Source organism: Paucibacter sp. Y2R2-4, assembly GCF_025717535.1.
In the GTDB taxonomy this organism is placed as follows: Bacteria; Pseudomonadota; Gammaproteobacteria; order Burkholderiales; family Burkholderiaceae_C; genus Paucibacter_A.
On the sequence record NZ_JAJIRO010000001.1, the window covers coordinates 972,359 to 988,497 of the forward strand.

Here is a 16,139-nt window from a genome sequence, read left to right on the forward strand (position 1 = left end):
GCACTTCATCCAAGGGCGGCCTGCGGGCCGCCCTTGTTCTTTCTTGTTTGCGACAATTGCAGCCCTCATGACGCTTTACGTTTCTGATCTCGACGGCACCTTGCTCGACGCCCAAGGCCGCCTTGCCCCCAGCACCCGCGCCGGCTTAGTGCGCCTGCTCGACGAAGGCCTGCTGTTCACCGTGGCCAGTGCCCGCCATGTCAGCTCGATCCGCAACATCCTCGGCGACTTGCCGCTGCGCCTTCCGGTGATTTCATCGAATGGCGCCTACATCAGCGAGATGGCAAGCTGTGAGCATGAGTTGGTGCACGCCATGGAGCCCGAGTTGGCGCGTGCCGTGCTCGCGCTCATCCAAGGCCATGGCCTGATGCCCTTCATCTCAACCCACGGTCCCAAGGGCGATCAGTTGTTCTACCAGTCGGTGCACAACGAGGCACAGCAGAGCTTTGTCGACGAGCGCCTGCGCAACGCCGATCCACGGCTGCGCCAAAGCGCGCGATTGCAAGACGAGCTGCATGATCCGGCGGTAACTTTTGTGGTGGTGGAGCGAGAGGCGCCTTTGGCCGCGCTACAGGCCGAAATCGACGCGCTGTGTGGCGACGCGGTTGAAACGCATCTGGCGGAAGACCTCTACAAGCCCGGCTGGCCCTGGCTGACGGTGCATGACCGACGCGCCACCAAGGACCAGGGCATCAAGACGCTGGCCGAGCGCTACGGCCTGCAAGACCGCGAGGTGGTGGTCTTTGGCGACCACGTCAACGACATCAAGATGCTGCGTGCCGCGCATCGCGGCATTGCCGTCAGCAACGCGATTGCCGCCGTCAAGGAAGAAGCCCATCAGGTGATAGGCCCCCACCACGAAGACAGCGTGCTGCGCTTTATTGAAACGGACTGGCGGCGCTAAGACATTCGCCGCCGGCCCGCTTCCCTTCCAAAAGCTGGAGGCGCTTAGGCCTTCAGCAAGCTACCCAGCAAGCCGCCAAGATCGCCCAGATTGCCAGCGCCTGCGGCAGGCAATTCGCCATGCGGAGTCAGCTTGTCGATGATTTGCGGCAGCAATTGGCTCAGCACATTGCCCACTTCACCGTGGGAAACCCCGGCTTGGCCGGCCAACTGGCTGACCAGATCGCCACCCAAGGCCGAGCTCAGTTGTTCGCCCGACACCGGCAGATTGGCGCCGGTCGAAACCCAGGACTTGACCTGTTCGCCCAAGCCGGCACCGGCCAGCTTTTCAACCAGGCCTGCCAAGCCGCCATGGGCCGAGCCATTGGCCAGCAAGCTCGAAGCGATACCGATCCAATCAGGGCCGCTGCCGCCTGCTGCACCGCCCTGACCCGCCAAAGCCTGTTGGGCCACACCCAGCAAAGAATCCATCAAACTCATTTTTAATCTCCCTGATGTCTCGAACCGTGACTCGATGAGGAACTTCATCGCGCTTCGGATTGTCAGGGAGACAACAATTTCAAGGGTTTCTTTCTAACGGGTAATTTGAACGTCAGCCGGGGCTCAGGCCGCCATCAGGCCAAGAGAAGCGCCTTGATTTGTTGCAAAGCACTGGGGTCTTCGATGGTGGTCAGGTCACCCGGATCTCGCGCCTCGCAGACCGCCTGGATGGCGCGGCGCAACAACTTACCCGACCGCGTTTTGGGCAGCACGCTGACAAAGCGCACGCGCGCCGGGCGCGCCACTGCGCCGAGTTGCTCATCCACCCGCTTCATGATCTCGGCCTCTTGCTTGGCGGCGCCCTCAGGCGTGCCCGCCAAGCTGGCATCTTTGAGCACCGCGAAAGCCATGGCCACTTGCCCCTTCAAGGCGTCGGCCACGCCCACCACGGCCACCTCGGCCACATTCAGGTGGCTGGCAATGCTCTCTTCGATCTCGCGTGTGCCCAGGCGATGGCCGGCCACATTGATCACATCATCGGTGCGCCCGAGGATGAAGTAATAGCCATCAGCGTCACGCACACCCCAGTCAAAGGTGGAGTAAACCTGCCGACCGGGGATGCTGGACCAGTAGGTGTTGACGAAGCGGGCGTCATCGCCCCACACCGTTTGCAAGCAACCAGGCGGCAGCGGTCCCTGAATCGCCAACACGCCTTTTTGATTGGGTCCTAGCAATTCCTCGCCGGTGTTTTCATCCAGCAGCATCACCTTGTAGCCATACATGGGCAGGCCGGGAGAACCCAGGCGACTGGCTTGCGGCGCCACGCCCTCGACGCTATTGGCCAGGGACAGAATCGGCCAGCCCGTCTCGGTCTGCCAGTAGTTGTCAATGATGGGCACGCCCAGGCCGTCGGCGATCCAGGCGCTGGTGGATTCATCCAAGGGCTCACCGGCCAAGAAAAGGCCGCGCAGCGAGCTCAGGTCATAACGCTTCAGATAGCCGGGATCCTGCTTCTTCAGGACGCGGATCGCCGTTGGCGCGCTGAACATCAGGCTGACCTGATAGCGCTCGACCAAGCTCCACCAGATGCCGGCATCGGGCCGCGTCGGCAGGCCTTCAAACATCAGCGTGGCCATGCCTGCCAAGAGCGGGCCGTAGATGATATAGCTGTGCCCCACCACCCAGCCGATATCGCTGGTCGAGAAAAAGGTCTCGCCGGCGCGACCGCCAAAGATGTGCCGCATGCTGGCGGCCAAGGCTACGGCATAGCCGCCGGTGTCGCGCTGCACGCCCTTGGGCTTGCCGGTCGTGCCGCTGGTGTAGAGGGTGTAGCTGGGATGGGTGGCGTCCAGCCAGACACAGGGCACGCGCGCGCCGGCGTGTTGACTGCGCAGTTCAGCAAAGTCCAGATCGCGCCCGGCGACCTTCTCCATCGCCGCCAGGCCGCGGTCCACCAACAGCACCGCTTGGGGCTTGTGCTGTGCCAGCGTGATAGCCTCATCCAGCAAGTGTTTGTAGGGCACAACCTTGCCCGAACGGCTGCCGGCGTCGGCGCTGATGATGAGCTTGGGCGTGGCGTCATCAATGCGGCTGGCGAGGCTGTGGCTGGCAAAGCCGCCAAACACCACCGAATGGATGGCGCCGATGCGGGCACAGGCCAGCATGGCAAAGGCCGCCTCGGGAATCATCGGCATATAGATCAAGACCCGGTCGCCAGCGCTCACACCCTGGGCCAACAGGATTGCGGCCATGCATTCCACCTCGGACTGCAACTCAGCAAAGTTGTAGACGCGCTCCTGCTCAACTTCTGTCGACACCCAGACCAGCGCCTTGTCGCCGGGCCGGCTGCGCGCATGCCGGTCCACCGCGTTGTGGCAAAGATTGGTTTGGCCGCCGACGAACCAACGCGCAAACGGCGGGTTGCTGCTGTCGCAGACCTGCTCGGCCGGCTTGCGCCACTCGATCAGCTTCGCCTGCTCGGCCCAGAATTGCTCTGGCTGATCCAGCGAATGCTGATGAAACTGGGCATAGCTTTGGGCGGGCATACAAGTCTCCATTCGTTTTGTGCGATGCAGACCATTTCAAAAGCAGCGACTGACGACAGCCTGACCCCACCCTCCGCTTGAGCCAAGGCCGCAACAGATGGCGACAAAATCGTGCATTGCTTGCGCTAACGCAGCTTTTGTCGGCCGCGGCCGATGCCTTTTCGGAAAGCGCTTGCGTTAAGATCAGGGGTTACCCTAGGTTGCCCACCCATCTTGAGCCGCGACCGCCGCCTGAGCTTTGATTCAGGCGGACTTACCCTTGCTGAGCCGCCTATTTGCTTGACACTCGAAACACCCCCCGCCTAAGCTGCGCGCCGAACACCATGCGCGCCATCCGCTTCCGCTCCCTCTCTGCCAAATCCCCTGTTCTGTCTGTCTGCCGCTTGACGGTTTGCGCGGCGGGCTTGGCGCTGGCCGCGACAGCGCATGCGCAACAGGCGTCAAGCACGCCGCCTGCGGGCATGGTCACCGGGGCTTGGGGTCAAAGTCAGCAGCAGTACCGCGCAGCCACAACTGCTACCAACGCGGTGGAAAAGAGTGGCGACAAGAGCGCCGAGAAGGCCGCTGCCAGCTTGCTTGCCTCGGCGCAGACCGGCCTAACGAACACCAACAGCAACACCAACGCAGCAGCCGCTAGCACCAAGCCGCAGTTGCCCACGCTGGGCGCGGCAACTGATCCGGTCAGCAAGTTTTTGCAGGAGCGCGGCCTTTTGCCGCAAGCCCAGGGCGAACCCAGCCGCATGATGGAACAGGTGCGTGACGCCGCCTCCGGCTTGGTGGTCTCGGCCATGAACTTCCTCGGCGTGCGTTACACGCGCGGCGGCAATTCGGTCGAAAGCGGTTTTGACTGCAGCGGCTTCACCCGGCACATCTTCGAGATGAGCGTGGGCATGGTGCTGCCGCACCGGGCCGATGAGCAGGCCCGCATGTCCAATCTGCTGACAGTGAAACGCGAAGAGCTGAAGCCCGGCGATCTGGTGTTCTTCAACACCATGAAACGCACCTTCTCGCATGTGGGCATCTATGTGGGCGAAGGCAAGTTCATCCACTCACCCCGCGTCGGCGGCGCCGTGCGGGTCGAAGACATGCGCGAAGCCTACTGGGACAAGCGCTTCACCGGTGCCCGGCGCGCTGACCTGAACGCCTCGGTCGATTCACCAAAAGCCCAGCGCTGAAGCGCTGGGCGTCGTTCAGTCCCCGCCAGCTCCCGCTGGTTTGGCGAAGTCCCCATCTACCCAAGCCTGCGCACTGCGTTCGCTCAGCTTGAAGCCGGCCGACACGCGCACTTGTGCCAAGAGCTCGCCGCTCAAGTCTTTGGCGCTCAGCAGCGCATAAGGGTTGTCTTCATCGGGCACGATGTCCAGCATCACCTGCACCCGCCCCTGTTCGCTGTCCACCCGCAAGCTCTTGTGCAATTGTGCATGCAGTTGCTGCTCATGGCGGCGCAGCACCTCGGAGGCGGTCTTCACCAAGGTGTGAAAGGCCGGCGCTGATAAAGGCTTGGGGTTCTTCTTGTCGCGGCCCATGGTCCAGGGCCCGACCAGCGCGGGCTCGGCTTCACCAGCCAGGGTCATGGCCACAGCCCAGCCTTCGTCGTCTTCGTTTTTGATCACCTGGGCGGTCCAGCGCTCATCGCGCCACAGCAGATCGCTCTGCACCCAGCTCTCTTCTTCGTTCAACAGCACGCCCTCGGCGGCTTTCAAATGCGTGTTCATGGCCGGCACGGTATCACGCGGCCGGCCAAAGCTTGTCAGCAGAGGCTCAAGCCGCCTTCTTGGCCACCAAGGTCAAGATGTCATAACTGGCCACCAAGTCGCCACGCTGGTTCATCACCTGCACATCCCAGGCCACCACGCCCTGCGGCGGCTGGTCCGGGCGGTTGCCACGGTCGATGCGGCGCTTGCAGGTCAGACGGGCCTGGATGGTGTCGCCGATCGCCACCGGGTTCACGAAGCGCAAGGTGTCCAGACCGTAGTTGGCCAGCACCGGGCCTGGGGCCGGCGACACGAAGAGGCCGGCCGCGGCCGAGAGCACAAAATAGCCGTGCGCAATACGCTGACCAAACTGCGTGTCCTTGGCCGCCACCTCGTCGAAGTGCATGTAGAAATAGTCACCCGAGACGCCACCGAAATTAACGATATCGGCCTCGCTGACGGTGCGGCGGTGGGTCAGCAGGGAATCGCCGACCTGGATCTCTTCGAAATGCTTACGAAAAGGATGGACGGCATCCTCTTGCACCTTGCCGCCGCGCTGGTATTCGCCGGTGATGGCGCTCAGCATGGTCGGGCTGCCCTGCACCGCGCAACGCTGCAGATAGTGCTTGACCGAGCGGATGCCGCCCAACTCCTCGCCACCGCCAGCGCGGCCCGGGCCGCCATGCTTCAGTTGCGGCAAGGGCGAGCCGTGGCCGGTGGACTCCTTGGCGGCATCGCGGTCCAGCACCAGCAGGCGGCCGTGGAAGGCCGCCGCGTGATAGACCGCCTGCGCGGCAATCGCCGGTGTCTTGGTGACCACCGAGCCGACCAGACTGCCGCGCCCCTTGGCGGCCAGGCTCAACGCCTCATCCAGCTCCTGGTAAGGCATCAAGGTGGACACCGGTCCGAAGGCCTCCAAGTTGTGCACCTGCTCATTGGCAAAGGCATCGCGGCAAAGCAACAAAGTGGGCGCGAAGAAGGCGCCCTCGCCCACGCCCTCGCCCACCGGCGCAAAGCCATCTTTGGCGCCGAACACGACTTCATTGCCGGCGCTCAGCAAAGCCACGCGCTCGGCCACATCGGCCTGCTGGGCCTTGGAGGCCAGCGCGCCCATGCGCACGCCGTCCACGGCCGGGTCTCCGACCTTGATCTTGCCCAGGCGCGCACGCAGGGCCTCGGCCACCGCATCGATGTGGCGGGCGGGCACGATGGCGCGGCGAATGGCCGTGCACTTCTGGCCCGTCTTGGCCGTCATCTCGCGAGCCACTTCCTTGACGAAGAGTTCGAACTCAGGGTCGCCCACTTCCACATCGGGTGCCAGGATGGCGCAGTTCAGGCTGTCCGCTTCGCCGTTGAAGGGGATGGAGCGCGCAATCAGGTTCTTGTTGACGCGCAGCATGGCGGCGGTGTCGGCCGAGCCGGTGAAGGTGACCACATCGGTCTCTTCCAGGCGGTCCAGCAAATCACCCGAGCCACCGACGATCAGCTGCAAGCTGCCGGCTGGCAACAGGCCGCTTTCATGGATCAAACGCACGCAGGCCTCGGCCACGAAGGAGGTGGCGGTGGCCGGCTTGACAATGCAAGGCATGCCCGCCAGGAAGCTGGGCGCGAACTTCTCCAACATGCCCCACATGGGGAAGTTGAAGGCATTGATGTGCACCGCCACGCCACGTTTGGGCACCAGGATGTGAGAGCCAATGAACTGCCCTTCCGTGCTCAGTGGGATGGCCGGGCCTTCATGGAAGACATTGCTGGACGGCAGTTCGCGCCGGCCGATGCTGGCGTAGGCGAACAAGGTGCCGATGCCGCCTTCGATGTCGATCCAGTTGTCGCTGCGCGTGCCGCCGGTGTGGGCTGAGATGGCATACAGCCCCTCCTTGCGCTCCATCAGGTAATTGGCCAGGGCCTTGAGGCGGGCGGCGCGCTGCTGGAAGTCCAGAGCCAGCAAGGCGGGCAAGGCCTTGCCGCGCGCATAGGCCAGGCTCTCGCCAAAATCCGGCGCATCGGCATGGGTCAGGGCCACGGCGCGGCCGTTGATGGCGCTGTGCAAGGCACGGCCGGGCTCGGCGCCAAACCAGCGGTCAGCGATCAGGCTTTGCAGCAGAGGGAGCGTTGCAGTCATGATGGAATCCGGGTCAATCAAGGGTTAGGGGTGAGTGGCTCAGCGCCCCAGCGCTGCGGGCGCAGACACCGCGCCTAGTCCACCAAAAAACAGGTCAGCCACCATGGGCGCCACCGATTCGTAACTGAGTTCGCCATCCGGCTTGAGCCAGGTGAAGGTCCAGTTGATCATGCCGAACAGCAGCATGGTCAGCGGTTTTTGCAGCTTGGCGGCCTGCAGCTCGGGCCGAACAGCAGCCACCGCATCGGCAAAGGCCGACACCACCCGTCGCTCGATCTCCAGCAGCCGGGCACGGTCTTCATCATTCAGGAACTTGACGTCCTCGGTCAGCACGCGATGCTCGTTCTGCGCCTCGCCATAGGCCTGCACAAAGCGAGCAATCAAGCCGCGCAAGAGCTGCTCCGGGCTCGCGCCCCGTGCCTGCTCTTGGGCCTGCACCTCCATCACCAAGCTCTCCAGCCACTGCACATGGGTCTCGCAGATTTGCATCAAGAGCTCATGCTTGTCGCGCACATAGTGGTAGAGCGTGGGCTTGCTGACCGCACAGGCCTCGGCCACTGCATTCATCGAGGTGCCGGCATAGCCGAGGTTGGCGAACAGCCTCGCGGCCTCGCGCAAGATTTCACCGCGTTGATTTTCAAAGCCTGGGGCTCGTCCTCTTGCCATCTGGGGTCAGGCCTTGCTGGATTAACGTTCGTCGAAAGAGATCACCACACGCGGCGTCAGCGCATGGGCCTGGCAGCTGAGGATGAAGCCCGCAGCCACTTCATGCTTGTCGAGCGCGAAGTTCTTGTCCATGCGCACCTCGCCTTCCAGCAGCTTGCAGCGGCAGGTCGAGCAGACCCCGCTCTTGCAGGAGAAGGGCACATCCATGCCGGCACGCGCCGCAGCATCCAGCAGGCTGGCATCGCTCTTGGCGAATTCGATCTCGCGGCTGATGCCGTCGCGAATCACCGTCACGCGGGCGCTGTCGGCATCGCCGGCCAGGCTTTGGTGGGGCGCGGGCTGGCCGGCTTGCATCTCGGGCGTGCCGAAGCGCTCGATATGGATGCGCGCCTCGGCCACGCCCGAGGCGCGCAAGGTGGCCTCGGCCGCCTCATTCATCTCGAAAGGCCCGCAGATATAGGCTTGGTCAATGCTGGACGGCGGCAAGACCGTGGCCAGGAACACCGCCAACTTGCCCGCATCGATGCGCCCCGCTTGCAGCGGCGCATCGACCTGTTCGCGCGAGAACACCGGGTGCAAAGACAGCCGCGTCATATAGCGGTTCTTCAGGTCCTCGATCTCCTCCCTGAACATGGTGGAGGCCTGGGCCCGGTTGCCGTAAATCAACGTGAAGCGGGCCTCGGGGTCACGCGCCAGCACCGTCTTCATGATGGACAGGATGGGCGTGATGCCTGAACCGGCCGCGATACCGACATGGTGCTCGCCACGCCCGGCCAGGGCCTGGGCCCCGAAGCGGCCCTGGGGCGGATAGCTCTCGATCACCGCGCCGGCCTTGAGCTCGCCATGCACCCAGGTCGAGAAGGCGCCGCCTTCCACCCGGCGCACGCCCACGCGCAGCTCGCCATCATCGGCGCCGGCGCAGATGGAATAGGAGCGGCGCAGGTCCTGGCCCTCCACCTCATGGCGCAGGGTCAGGTATTGCCCGGGCACGAATTGGAAATCGGCTTGCAGGCTGGCTGGCACCTCGAAGCTGAGGATCACGGCGTCGTCGGTGTCGGGAGTCACCGAACGTACGGTCAAAGAGTGAAAGTGGAGACTCATCGCAGGGATCCGTCTTTTTGTACTCAGATGGGTTTGAAATGCTCAAACGGCTCGCGGCAGCTCAAGCAGCGATACAGGGCCTTGCAGGCGGTGGAGCCAAAAGCAGACAGTTTTTCGGTCTGCAGGCTGCCGCAACGCGGACAGGCCAACTGGCTCAGCGAGGCGCGGTGCACCAAGCGGATCGGCTGCTCGGCCCCCGCCGCCGCCGGCCCCGGCGGCGCAATGCCGTAGACGCGCAGCTTCTCGCGGCCCTCGGCGGTGATCCAGTCGGTGGTCCAGGCCGGTGCGCGCTGCAAGGTGACCTGGACCGCGCCGAAGGCGGACAGGGCCGTGCGCACATCGTCCTGGATCAGCTCGGTAGCCGGGCAGCCGCTGTAGGTGGGCGTCAGCACCACCTCCAGGCCCTCGACCCCGTCCTCGCGCACGCGCAGATCGCGCACGATGCCGAGCTCGCAGAGCGAGATCACCGGCACCTCGGGGTCGGGAATCTGGCGCAGCAGCTCCCAGGCGGCTTCCAGCCTACCGCAGGCGCTGCTGGAGGGCAGACTCATTACCACTTGCCCCCGGGGTAGGCGCGCTGCAGGTACTGCATCTCCGCCAGCAGATGGCCCATATGCTCGCTGTGCACGCCACGGCGGCCGGCGGAGACGTAGGCGCTTGGCTTGGGATGAGCCAGGGTGGCATCGGCCAAGACCTCGTCCATCTGCGCCTGCCAGTCGGCGCGCAGCTCCGACCAGGCCGGGCCCAGGCCCTGGGCCACAGCGGCGGCATCGACCGCGTCGGCGTCAAAGAGCTCATTGAACAAGGGCCAGAGCTGTGCCAGGGCTTCGCGCATGCGGGCGGCGGATTCATCCGTGCCATCACCGAGGCGCACCACCCAGTCGGCGGCATGCTGCTGGTGGTAACGCGACTCCTTGACGGCCTTGGCGGCAATCGCTGCCACCTCGGCATCGCTGCTGGACGCCAGGCGGCCCCAGAGCAGCTGCAGCCAAGTGGCGACGGCGAAGTTGCGCACCTGGGTGAAGGCGAAATCGCCGCGCGGCAGCTCCATCAGCACCGGGTTCAGGTACTGGCGCTCCTCGCGCAAGAAGGCGAGTTGGTCTTCGTCATGGCCCTGCCCGTCCAGATGCGCGGCATGGGTCAGCAGCGCGCGCGCCTGGCCGATCAGGTCCAGGGCCATATTGGCCAGGGCCAGGTCTTCCTCGAGGATGGGGCCGTGGCCGCACCACTCGCCCAGACGCTGGCCCAGGATCAGGCAGCTGTCGGCGATGCGCAGCAGGTACTGCACTTGCGGGCTGCTGCCCACTTGAATCGATGCTTGCGTCATACCAGCGGCTTCTTTACATGTGGTTGATGGCATCGGGCAGTTGATAGAAGGTCGGGTGGCGGTACACCTTGTCTTCGGCCGGATCGAAGTACATGCCCTTCTCGCCCGGGTCCGAGGCGACGATCTGGTTGGACAGCACCACCCAGATGCTGCAGCCTTCCTGGCGCCGGGTGTAGACCTCGCGGGCCATCTGCACCGCCATCTTGGCGTCAGGGGCGTGCAGACTGCCGCAGTGCTTGTGATCCAGGCCCGCCTTGCTGCGCACGAACACTTCCCACAGGGGCCATTCTTTGTTGATCGAACTCATGCGGCTTGCTCCTTCTTGTTCATGTGTTTGCGGGCGTGGGCGAGTGCAGCTTCGCGCACCCAGGCGCCTTCGTCCCAGGCCTTGACGCGGGTGGCCAGGCGTTCGCGGTTGCAGGGGCCGTCGCCGCCGACCACGCGCCAGAACTCGGCCCAGTCGATGGCGCCGAAGTCATGCTCGCCGCGTTCTTCATTCCATTTGAGATCGGGGTCCGGAAGCGTGATGCCCAGAATCTGAGCCTGCGGCACGGTGGCATCGACAAACTTCTGGCGCAGCTGGTCGTTGCTGATGCGCTTGATGCCCCAGCGCATCGATTGCTCGGAGTTGGGTGAATCCTTGTCGGCCGGGCCGAACATCATCAGAGACGGCCACCACCAGCGGCTCACCGCGTCCTGCACCATGGCCTTTTGCTCGGCCGTGCCTTCTTGCATCATCACCAGCAGGGACTCATAACCCTGACGTTGGTGGAAGCTCTCCTCGCGGCAAACGCGAATCATGGCTCGCGCATAGGGCGCATAGGAGCAGCGGCACAGCGGCACCTGGTTCATGATGGCCGCGCCATCGACCAGCCAGCCGATCACGCCGACATCGGCCCAGGTCAGCGTCGGGTAGTTGAAGATGGAGCTGTACTTGGCCTTGCCACTGTGCAGGGCGTCCAGCATTTGATCTCGGCTGGTGCCCAGAGTCTCGGCGGCCGAGTAGAGGTAGAGGCCATGGCCGCCTTCGTCCTGCACCTTGGCCAGCAGAATCGCCTTGCGCTTCAAGGTGGGCGCACGGCTGATCCAGTTGCCTTCGGGCAGCATGCCGACGATCTCGGAATGCGCATGCTGGCTGATCTGGCGCACCAAGGTCTTGCGGTAGTGCTCGGGCATCCAGTCCTTGGCTTCGATGAAATCGCCCGCGTCGATGCGGGCTTCGAAGGCCGCCTCGCGGGCTGCATCCTCGGCGCTCTTGACCTGGGCGGCCGCATCTTGCGGGCCCACACTCATGGCTTGGGTGTACATCTTGAAAAACTCCTCAGCTCATTGCAGGCGGCTGCTCATGCCGCTGCGTTTGCAAATCGGACGGGTGACGACCTCGACTCATTCATCAGGGCCGTGCAAGGCCACCACCGGCTTGCCCTTGATGCGATAAGAGCGGCCCCGAAACACGGCGATCAACTCATCCGCCTGATTGGTGATGGTGATGTCATAGACCCCGGTGCGGCCGGCGAGCGAGACCTCTTTGGCCACCGCCTTCAAGCGGTCTCCCAGGCGCGACGGCGCCACGATGTCGATCGAGAAACCCGAGGCCACGGTCAGCTCGTTATAAGAGTTGCAGGCGAAAGCGAAGCAGGAATCAGCCAAGCTCGTGATGAGGCCGCCGTGGCAGATCTCGAAGCCATTGAGCATGTCTTCGCGCACCGTCATCGCCAGCGTGGCCGAGCCCGGTCCAATGTGCAAGACATCCATGCCCAGCGCCTTGCTGGCGCGGTCATTCGCCCACATGCCGGCCAGCACGGCCTCGGCAATTTCTTGTGAAGTCATGGTCTTCGTTGGTCTCAACGATCGCTGAACTTGGGCGCGCGCTTTTGCAAAAAGGCGGCTGCGCCCTCCTGATAGTCGTTCGCAAAACCCAGCTGGCTTTGCAGCACGGCCTCTTGCTTGAGCGCTTGCTCAAAGTCCATCAAGCCGGCTTGGTCGAAAGCGCGTCGCGTTTGCGCCATCGCCTGCACCGGCATCTGGCTGATGCGCTGCGCGAGGGCTTGCGCAGTCACGGCGAGTTCCTCATCGGCCACGCAGCGGTAGATCAAGCCCATGGCTTGCGCCTCGGCGGCCGGGAGCTTCTCGCCCAACAAGGCCAGTTGCAAAGCGCGGGCGCGGCCCACCAAGCGCGGCAGCAACCAGGTGCCGCCGCAGTCGGGAATCAGCCCGATCTTGGAAAACGCTTGAATGAAAGACGCCGACTGCCCGGCCAGCACCAGGTCGCAACCGAGCGCGAAATTGGCCCCGGCACCTGCCGCCACGCCGTTGACGGCGGCGATCACCGGCACCGGCATGCTGCGCAAACGCAGAGCCAGCGGGATGTAGTAGCCGTCCAGCAAATGACCAATATCTTTGGGTGCCTCGCCCGGCTGAAGCTGCGGGTTGACCAAGGGGTCCGATAAGTCTTGGCCGGCGCAAAAAGCTCGCCCGGCCCCGGTCACCACCAGACAGCGCACCGTCGTGTCTTCAGCCGCCTCATTCAAGGCAGCGCGCATTTGGCTCAGCAAGCCGGCGGTAAAGGCATTCAAAGCGGCCGGGCGGTTCAGCGTCAGGGTGCGCACCGCACCGTCTTGTTGAATCAATAGCTGGGAGTCTTCTTGCATGGCAGGCCTCGCTGAACCGGGTTTGACAGGCCAAACACTCTTGACCGACCGGTCGGTAGATCGTAAGGTGCGACTTGATCTGGCGCAAGTTGGCGAGACCTAGGGCAAACCCGCAAACAGGACTACCTAAAAGACTAGGTCTGCCTGCAAGGCAAAGTCAACTTGCCCACCTCCGAGGCCCAAAGCCAGAAAGTTGCCCGCCCCATGCCCTGCTATGCCATTGACGGCGTCATTCCCGTCGTCCACCCCAGCGCCTATGTACACCCCACCGCGGTCTTGATCGGCGATGTGATCATTGCTGCGGGCTGCTATATCGGGCCGCTGGCCAGCTTGCGCGGTGACTTTGGCCGCATCGTGCTGCACGAGGGCGTCAATGTGCAGGACAGCTGTGTGATCCATGGCTTTCCAGATTCAGAGACCGTCGTCGAGGCGAACGGCCATATCGGCCATGGTGCGGTGCTGCACGGTTGCGTGGTTCGCCACGACGCTCTGGTCGGCATGAATGCGGTGGTGATGGACGAAGCCGAGGTCGGCGCCTACAGCATCGTGGCCGCCTGCGCCTTTGTGCGCGCCGGGCTGAAGCTGCCGGAAAAGTCATTGATTGCTGGCCTGCCCGCCAAGGTGATGCGCCCGCTCAGCGAACAAGAAATCGCATGGAAACTGGAAGGCACCCGCACCTATCAAGACCTGACCCTGCGCTGCCAGGCCTCCATGGTGGAGGTTCAGGCCTTGTCCGAGGTCGAAGCCGACCGACCGAAGTTGCAAGTGCAAGGCCCAAAAACAAAGATCGCCAGCCAGCGCGGGGATTGAGCACGATTGGCCGTGAGCAAAGCCACGCCAGCAATCAAACACCTGCACTCAAACGCCCGCCTCCGGCCTGACGGCAGCCGCCAAGGTGGCCACCAGGGCCTGGGGCAAGGTACAGGCCTGCGCATGGGCCAAGCGGTACTCGGGCTTGGCCGAGCGCGCAGCCGTTGCGGCGGCCACTGACCAGCGCAGATGCAAATCAGGGCCGGCCTTCGGTTGACGAATCAGGCTAAACAAAAGGCCCGCCAGGCTGGCATCGCAAACGTCCAAGAGTGGCGCGTCTTCATCGGCGGCCGGGGCCGGTAGTTCAGCACTCCATTCCTGGGCGCCGGCATACAGCGAGATGCGGCCACCGTCCGCATTCAAGAGCAAAACAGCCGCAGGATTCCAGGCACTGATCTGCGCCAGGCCCAGGTGGTAATCGGCGCAACGAAACAAGGCACACAGCTCGGACTGCGTCACCTCGATCACATCGGCCAGGCGACACATGCGTTCCAACATATCGTCGTAACGAGAATCCATGGCGGCACGGTAGCCCGGCGCATAGCTGATTCTCTTGCCCTCGGACTTCAATCCCTGGGCCAAAGCCCCCAAGCGCGCAGCCAAGGGCTCGCGCACCAAGCCCAGCCCGCCGAAATGCGCCCAGCGCAGCGCCTTCACCCAGCCCGCCGGCAACCCCTCGGGCCTGAAGAACAAGTCCGCCGCATCGCTGCCGATCAGCAAGTTTTCTGTGGCCTCCAGCCCGGGCTCGCCGGCTGCGCCAGGCACAGAGATGAAGTTCAAGAGCGGCGGCTTGGGCAATTGCTGCAAAAAGCGCAAATCCAGATTCGCCTCGGTGCAGGCCTGCCAGATCTCGCGCCCGAACAGGTCGCGGCTGATCGCTCCGGCAAAAGCGCTGAGCTCTCCCAAGCTGGACATGGCCATCGCCACCTGCCAGGGCGAGCCCGCGCAAGCGCTGCGCCATTGCTCGCCTGCAGTTCGCAGCAAATCGATACGAACTTCGCCGAATGAGACAAAGTGCGGAAGATCAGGGTGCAAGACGCCAGAACTCATGACCGCATTCAAACCCGGCTGCGCTTCTCCCGCAAGCCCCATCGTTCAAAGCACCGGCGGCGCGTCTCGAAAAAGCTGCCCTGAATAGGCCTGCGCCTGAAGCCGGCGCACCCAAAGGGCACAATGCACCCATGGCAGAAAAAGTCATCCCTATTGCCGACCTGCGGCACCTCGAACAGCCCCTGGCCCCCTGGGGAGAAGCGGGCCATGCTGCGGCGCCAGGGACCAGCCATCAAGCCGAGGGCTTGCTGCAGGATGCACTGGGCCGGCCCCTGCGAGATTTGCGCATCTCGGTCACCGACCGCTGCAATTTCCGCTGCAGCTACTGCATGCCCAAGCAAGTGTTTGACAAAGACTACGAGTTTTTGCCGCACAAAGACCTGCTCAGCTTTGAAGAAATCACTCTTCTGGCCCGCGTCTTTGTGGCGCACGGGGTTCAAAAAATCCGTTTGACCGGCGGTGAACCGCTGCTGCGGCGCAATATCGAAGCCTTGATCGAAATGCTCAGCGAGCTGCGCACGCCAGAGGGTCTACCGCTAGACCTGACCCTGACCACCAATGGCTCTTTGCTGGCCCGCAAGGCCAAAAGCCTGCGCGCCGCCGGCCTGCAACGCGTGACGGTCAGTCTGGACGGCCTGGAGGACGCCGTGTTTCAGCGCATGAATGATGTGGGCTTCCCGGTTGCCGAGGTGCTGCAAGGCATTGAGGCCGCGCAAGCCGCAGGCCTGGGGCCGATCAAGGTCAATATGGTGGTCAAACGCGGCGTCAATGAAGACCAGATCCTGCCGATGGCGCGCTACTTCAAAGGTCGCGGCATCAGCTTGCGCTTCATCGAATACATGGACGTGGGCGCCACCAATGGCTGGCGCATGGACGAAGTGCTGCCCTCCAAAGAGGTTTTGTCGCGCTTGCGCGAGGTGTTTGAGATGCAGCCGCTCTCCGCCGCAGCGCCGGGCGAAACCGCCGAACGCTGGGCTTATGCGGACGGCCAAGGCGAGATCGGCCTGATCTCCAGCGTCACCCAAGCCTTTTGCGGCGATTGCAATCGCGCCCGCCTGTCCACCGAGGGCAAGCTCTACACCTGCTTGTTTGCGCACCGCGGCCATGATTTGCGTCAACTGCTGCGTGCGCCTTCAAGCAATGCGGCCGAGTTGAGCAGCGCCATCGCCCAAGTTTGGAATACGCGCGCCGACCGCTACTCGCAGTTGCGCGGCGCCATGGCGGCAGACTCCTCGTTGCCTCGCGACGCTGAGCGTCGAGTTGAAATGCATTACATCGGAGGCTGAGGCC

Annotated in this window: 17 protein-coding genes; 4 read left to right on the forward strand and 13 right to left on the reverse strand. The window is 63.7% G+C overall.

Going from position 1 to position 16,139, the window contains the following annotated elements:
- The first annotated feature begins 67 nt into the window (after positions 1-67).
- Positions 68-904, forward strand: coding sequence for an HAD family hydrolase (locus LNV06_RS04235; protein ID WP_263536976.1), 837 nt, complete (start codon positions 68-70; stop codon positions 902-904).
- Positions 905-948: 44 nt separating this feature from the next.
- On the opposite strand, the gene LNV06_RS04240 is transcribed toward LNV06_RS04235, so the two are convergent.
- Both LNV06_RS04240 and LNV06_RS04245 read right to left on the reverse strand, forming a co-directional pair.
- Positions 949-1,383, reverse strand: coding sequence for a YidB family protein (locus tag LNV06_RS04240; protein ID WP_263536977.1), 435 nt, complete (start codon positions 1,381-1,383; stop codon positions 949-951).
- Positions 1,384-1,517: 134 nt separating this feature from the next.
- Positions 1,518-3,428, reverse strand: coding sequence for a propionate--CoA ligase (locus tag LNV06_RS04245; protein WP_263536978.1), 1,911 nt, complete (start codon positions 3,426-3,428; stop codon positions 1,518-1,520).
- A 323-nt stretch (positions 3,429-3,751) separates the two neighbouring features.
- On the opposite strand from LNV06_RS04245, the gene LNV06_RS22630 reads away from it, so the two are divergent.
- On the forward strand, positions 3,752-4,603 hold the full coding sequence (locus LNV06_RS22630; RefSeq protein WP_411970051.1) for a C40 family peptidase: 852 nt from the start codon (positions 3,752-3,754) through the stop codon (positions 4,601-4,603).
- 15 nt (positions 4,604-4,618) lie between these two features.
- Here the strand turns inward: LNV06_RS22630 and LNV06_RS04255 are convergent, their stop codons facing one another.
- From LNV06_RS04255 to LNV06_RS04300, 10 genes are all read right to left on the reverse strand, one after another.
- A complete protein-coding gene (locus LNV06_RS04255; protein WP_263536979.1) occupies positions 4,619-5,143 on the reverse strand; it encodes a hypothetical protein in 525 nt (174 codons plus the stop codon).
- Positions 5,144-5,189: 46 nt separating this feature from the next.
- Positions 5,190-7,244, reverse strand: coding sequence for a phenylacetic acid degradation bifunctional protein PaaZ (gene paaZ / locus LNV06_RS04260; RefSeq protein WP_263536980.1), 2,055 nt, complete (start codon positions 7,242-7,244; stop codon positions 5,190-5,192).
- Positions 7,245-7,283: 39 nt separating this feature from the next.
- Positions 7,284-7,910 carry a TetR/AcrR family transcriptional regulator gene (locus LNV06_RS04265; protein WP_263536981.1) on the reverse strand — a complete coding sequence of 209 codons (627 nt, stop codon included), beginning with the start codon at positions 7,908-7,910 and terminating at the stop codon, positions 7,284-7,286.
- Between the two features lie 21 nt (positions 7,911-7,931).
- On the reverse strand, positions 7,932-9,011 hold the full coding sequence (paaE, locus tag LNV06_RS04270) for a 1,2-phenylacetyl-CoA epoxidase subunit PaaE (protein WP_263536982.1): 1,080 nt from the start codon (positions 9,009-9,011) through the stop codon (positions 7,932-7,934).
- Positions 9,012-9,034: 23 nt separating this feature from the next.
- A complete protein-coding gene (gene paaD, locus LNV06_RS04275) occupies positions 9,035-9,562 on the reverse strand; it encodes a 1,2-phenylacetyl-CoA epoxidase subunit PaaD (protein WP_263536983.1) in 528 nt (175 codons plus the stop codon).
- Positions 9,562-10,338, reverse strand: coding sequence for a 1,2-phenylacetyl-CoA epoxidase subunit PaaC (paaC, locus tag LNV06_RS04280; RefSeq protein ID WP_263536984.1), 777 nt, complete (start codon positions 10,336-10,338; stop codon positions 9,562-9,564). Before paaC ends, paaD begins: the two co-directional genes overlap by 1 nt.
- Before the next feature lie 13 nt (positions 10,339-10,351).
- Positions 10,352-10,645: a 1,2-phenylacetyl-CoA epoxidase subunit PaaB gene (gene paaB / locus LNV06_RS04285; RefSeq protein WP_171825856.1), complete on the reverse strand. Its 294-nt coding sequence runs from the start codon at positions 10,643-10,645 to the stop codon at positions 10,352-10,354.
- On the reverse strand, positions 10,642-11,646 hold the full coding sequence (paaA, locus tag LNV06_RS04290) for a 1,2-phenylacetyl-CoA epoxidase subunit PaaA (RefSeq protein ID WP_263536985.1): 1,005 nt from the start codon (positions 11,644-11,646) through the stop codon (positions 10,642-10,644). Before paaA ends, paaB begins: the two co-directional genes overlap by 4 nt.
- A 78-nt stretch (positions 11,647-11,724) precedes the next feature.
- The gene (gene paaI / locus LNV06_RS04295) at positions 11,725-12,168 is read right to left on the reverse strand and encodes a hydroxyphenylacetyl-CoA thioesterase PaaI (RefSeq protein WP_263536986.1); all 444 of its coding nucleotides are present in this window, start codon (positions 12,166-12,168) and stop codon (positions 11,725-11,727) included.
- A gap of 14 nt (positions 12,169-12,182) precedes the next feature.
- Positions 12,183-12,989: an enoyl-CoA hydratase-related protein gene (locus LNV06_RS04300; protein ID WP_263536987.1), complete on the reverse strand. Its 807-nt coding sequence runs from the start codon at positions 12,987-12,989 to the stop codon at positions 12,183-12,185.
- A gap of 204 nt (positions 12,990-13,193) precedes the next feature.
- Between LNV06_RS04300 and LNV06_RS04305 the strand changes: the two genes are divergently transcribed.
- Positions 13,194-13,799, forward strand: coding sequence for a phenylacetic acid degradation protein PaaY (locus LNV06_RS04305; protein WP_263536988.1), 606 nt, complete (start codon positions 13,194-13,196; stop codon positions 13,797-13,799).
- Between the two features lie 48 nt (positions 13,800-13,847).
- Here LNV06_RS04305 and LNV06_RS04310 read toward each other — a convergent pair whose 3' ends face one another.
- Positions 13,848-14,849 (reverse strand): PfkB family carbohydrate kinase, encoded by a 1,002-nt coding sequence (locus LNV06_RS04310; RefSeq protein ID WP_263536989.1) that lies wholly within the window; start codon positions 14,847-14,849, stop codon positions 13,848-13,850.
- Between the two features lie 131 nt (positions 14,850-14,980).
- Between LNV06_RS04310 and moaA the strand changes: the two genes are divergently transcribed.
- Complete coding sequence (moaA, locus tag LNV06_RS04315) at positions 14,981-16,135, forward strand: GTP 3',8-cyclase MoaA (protein WP_263536990.1); 1,155 nt, start codon at positions 14,981-14,983, stop codon at positions 16,133-16,135.
- Positions 16,136-16,139 lie beyond the last annotated feature (4 nt).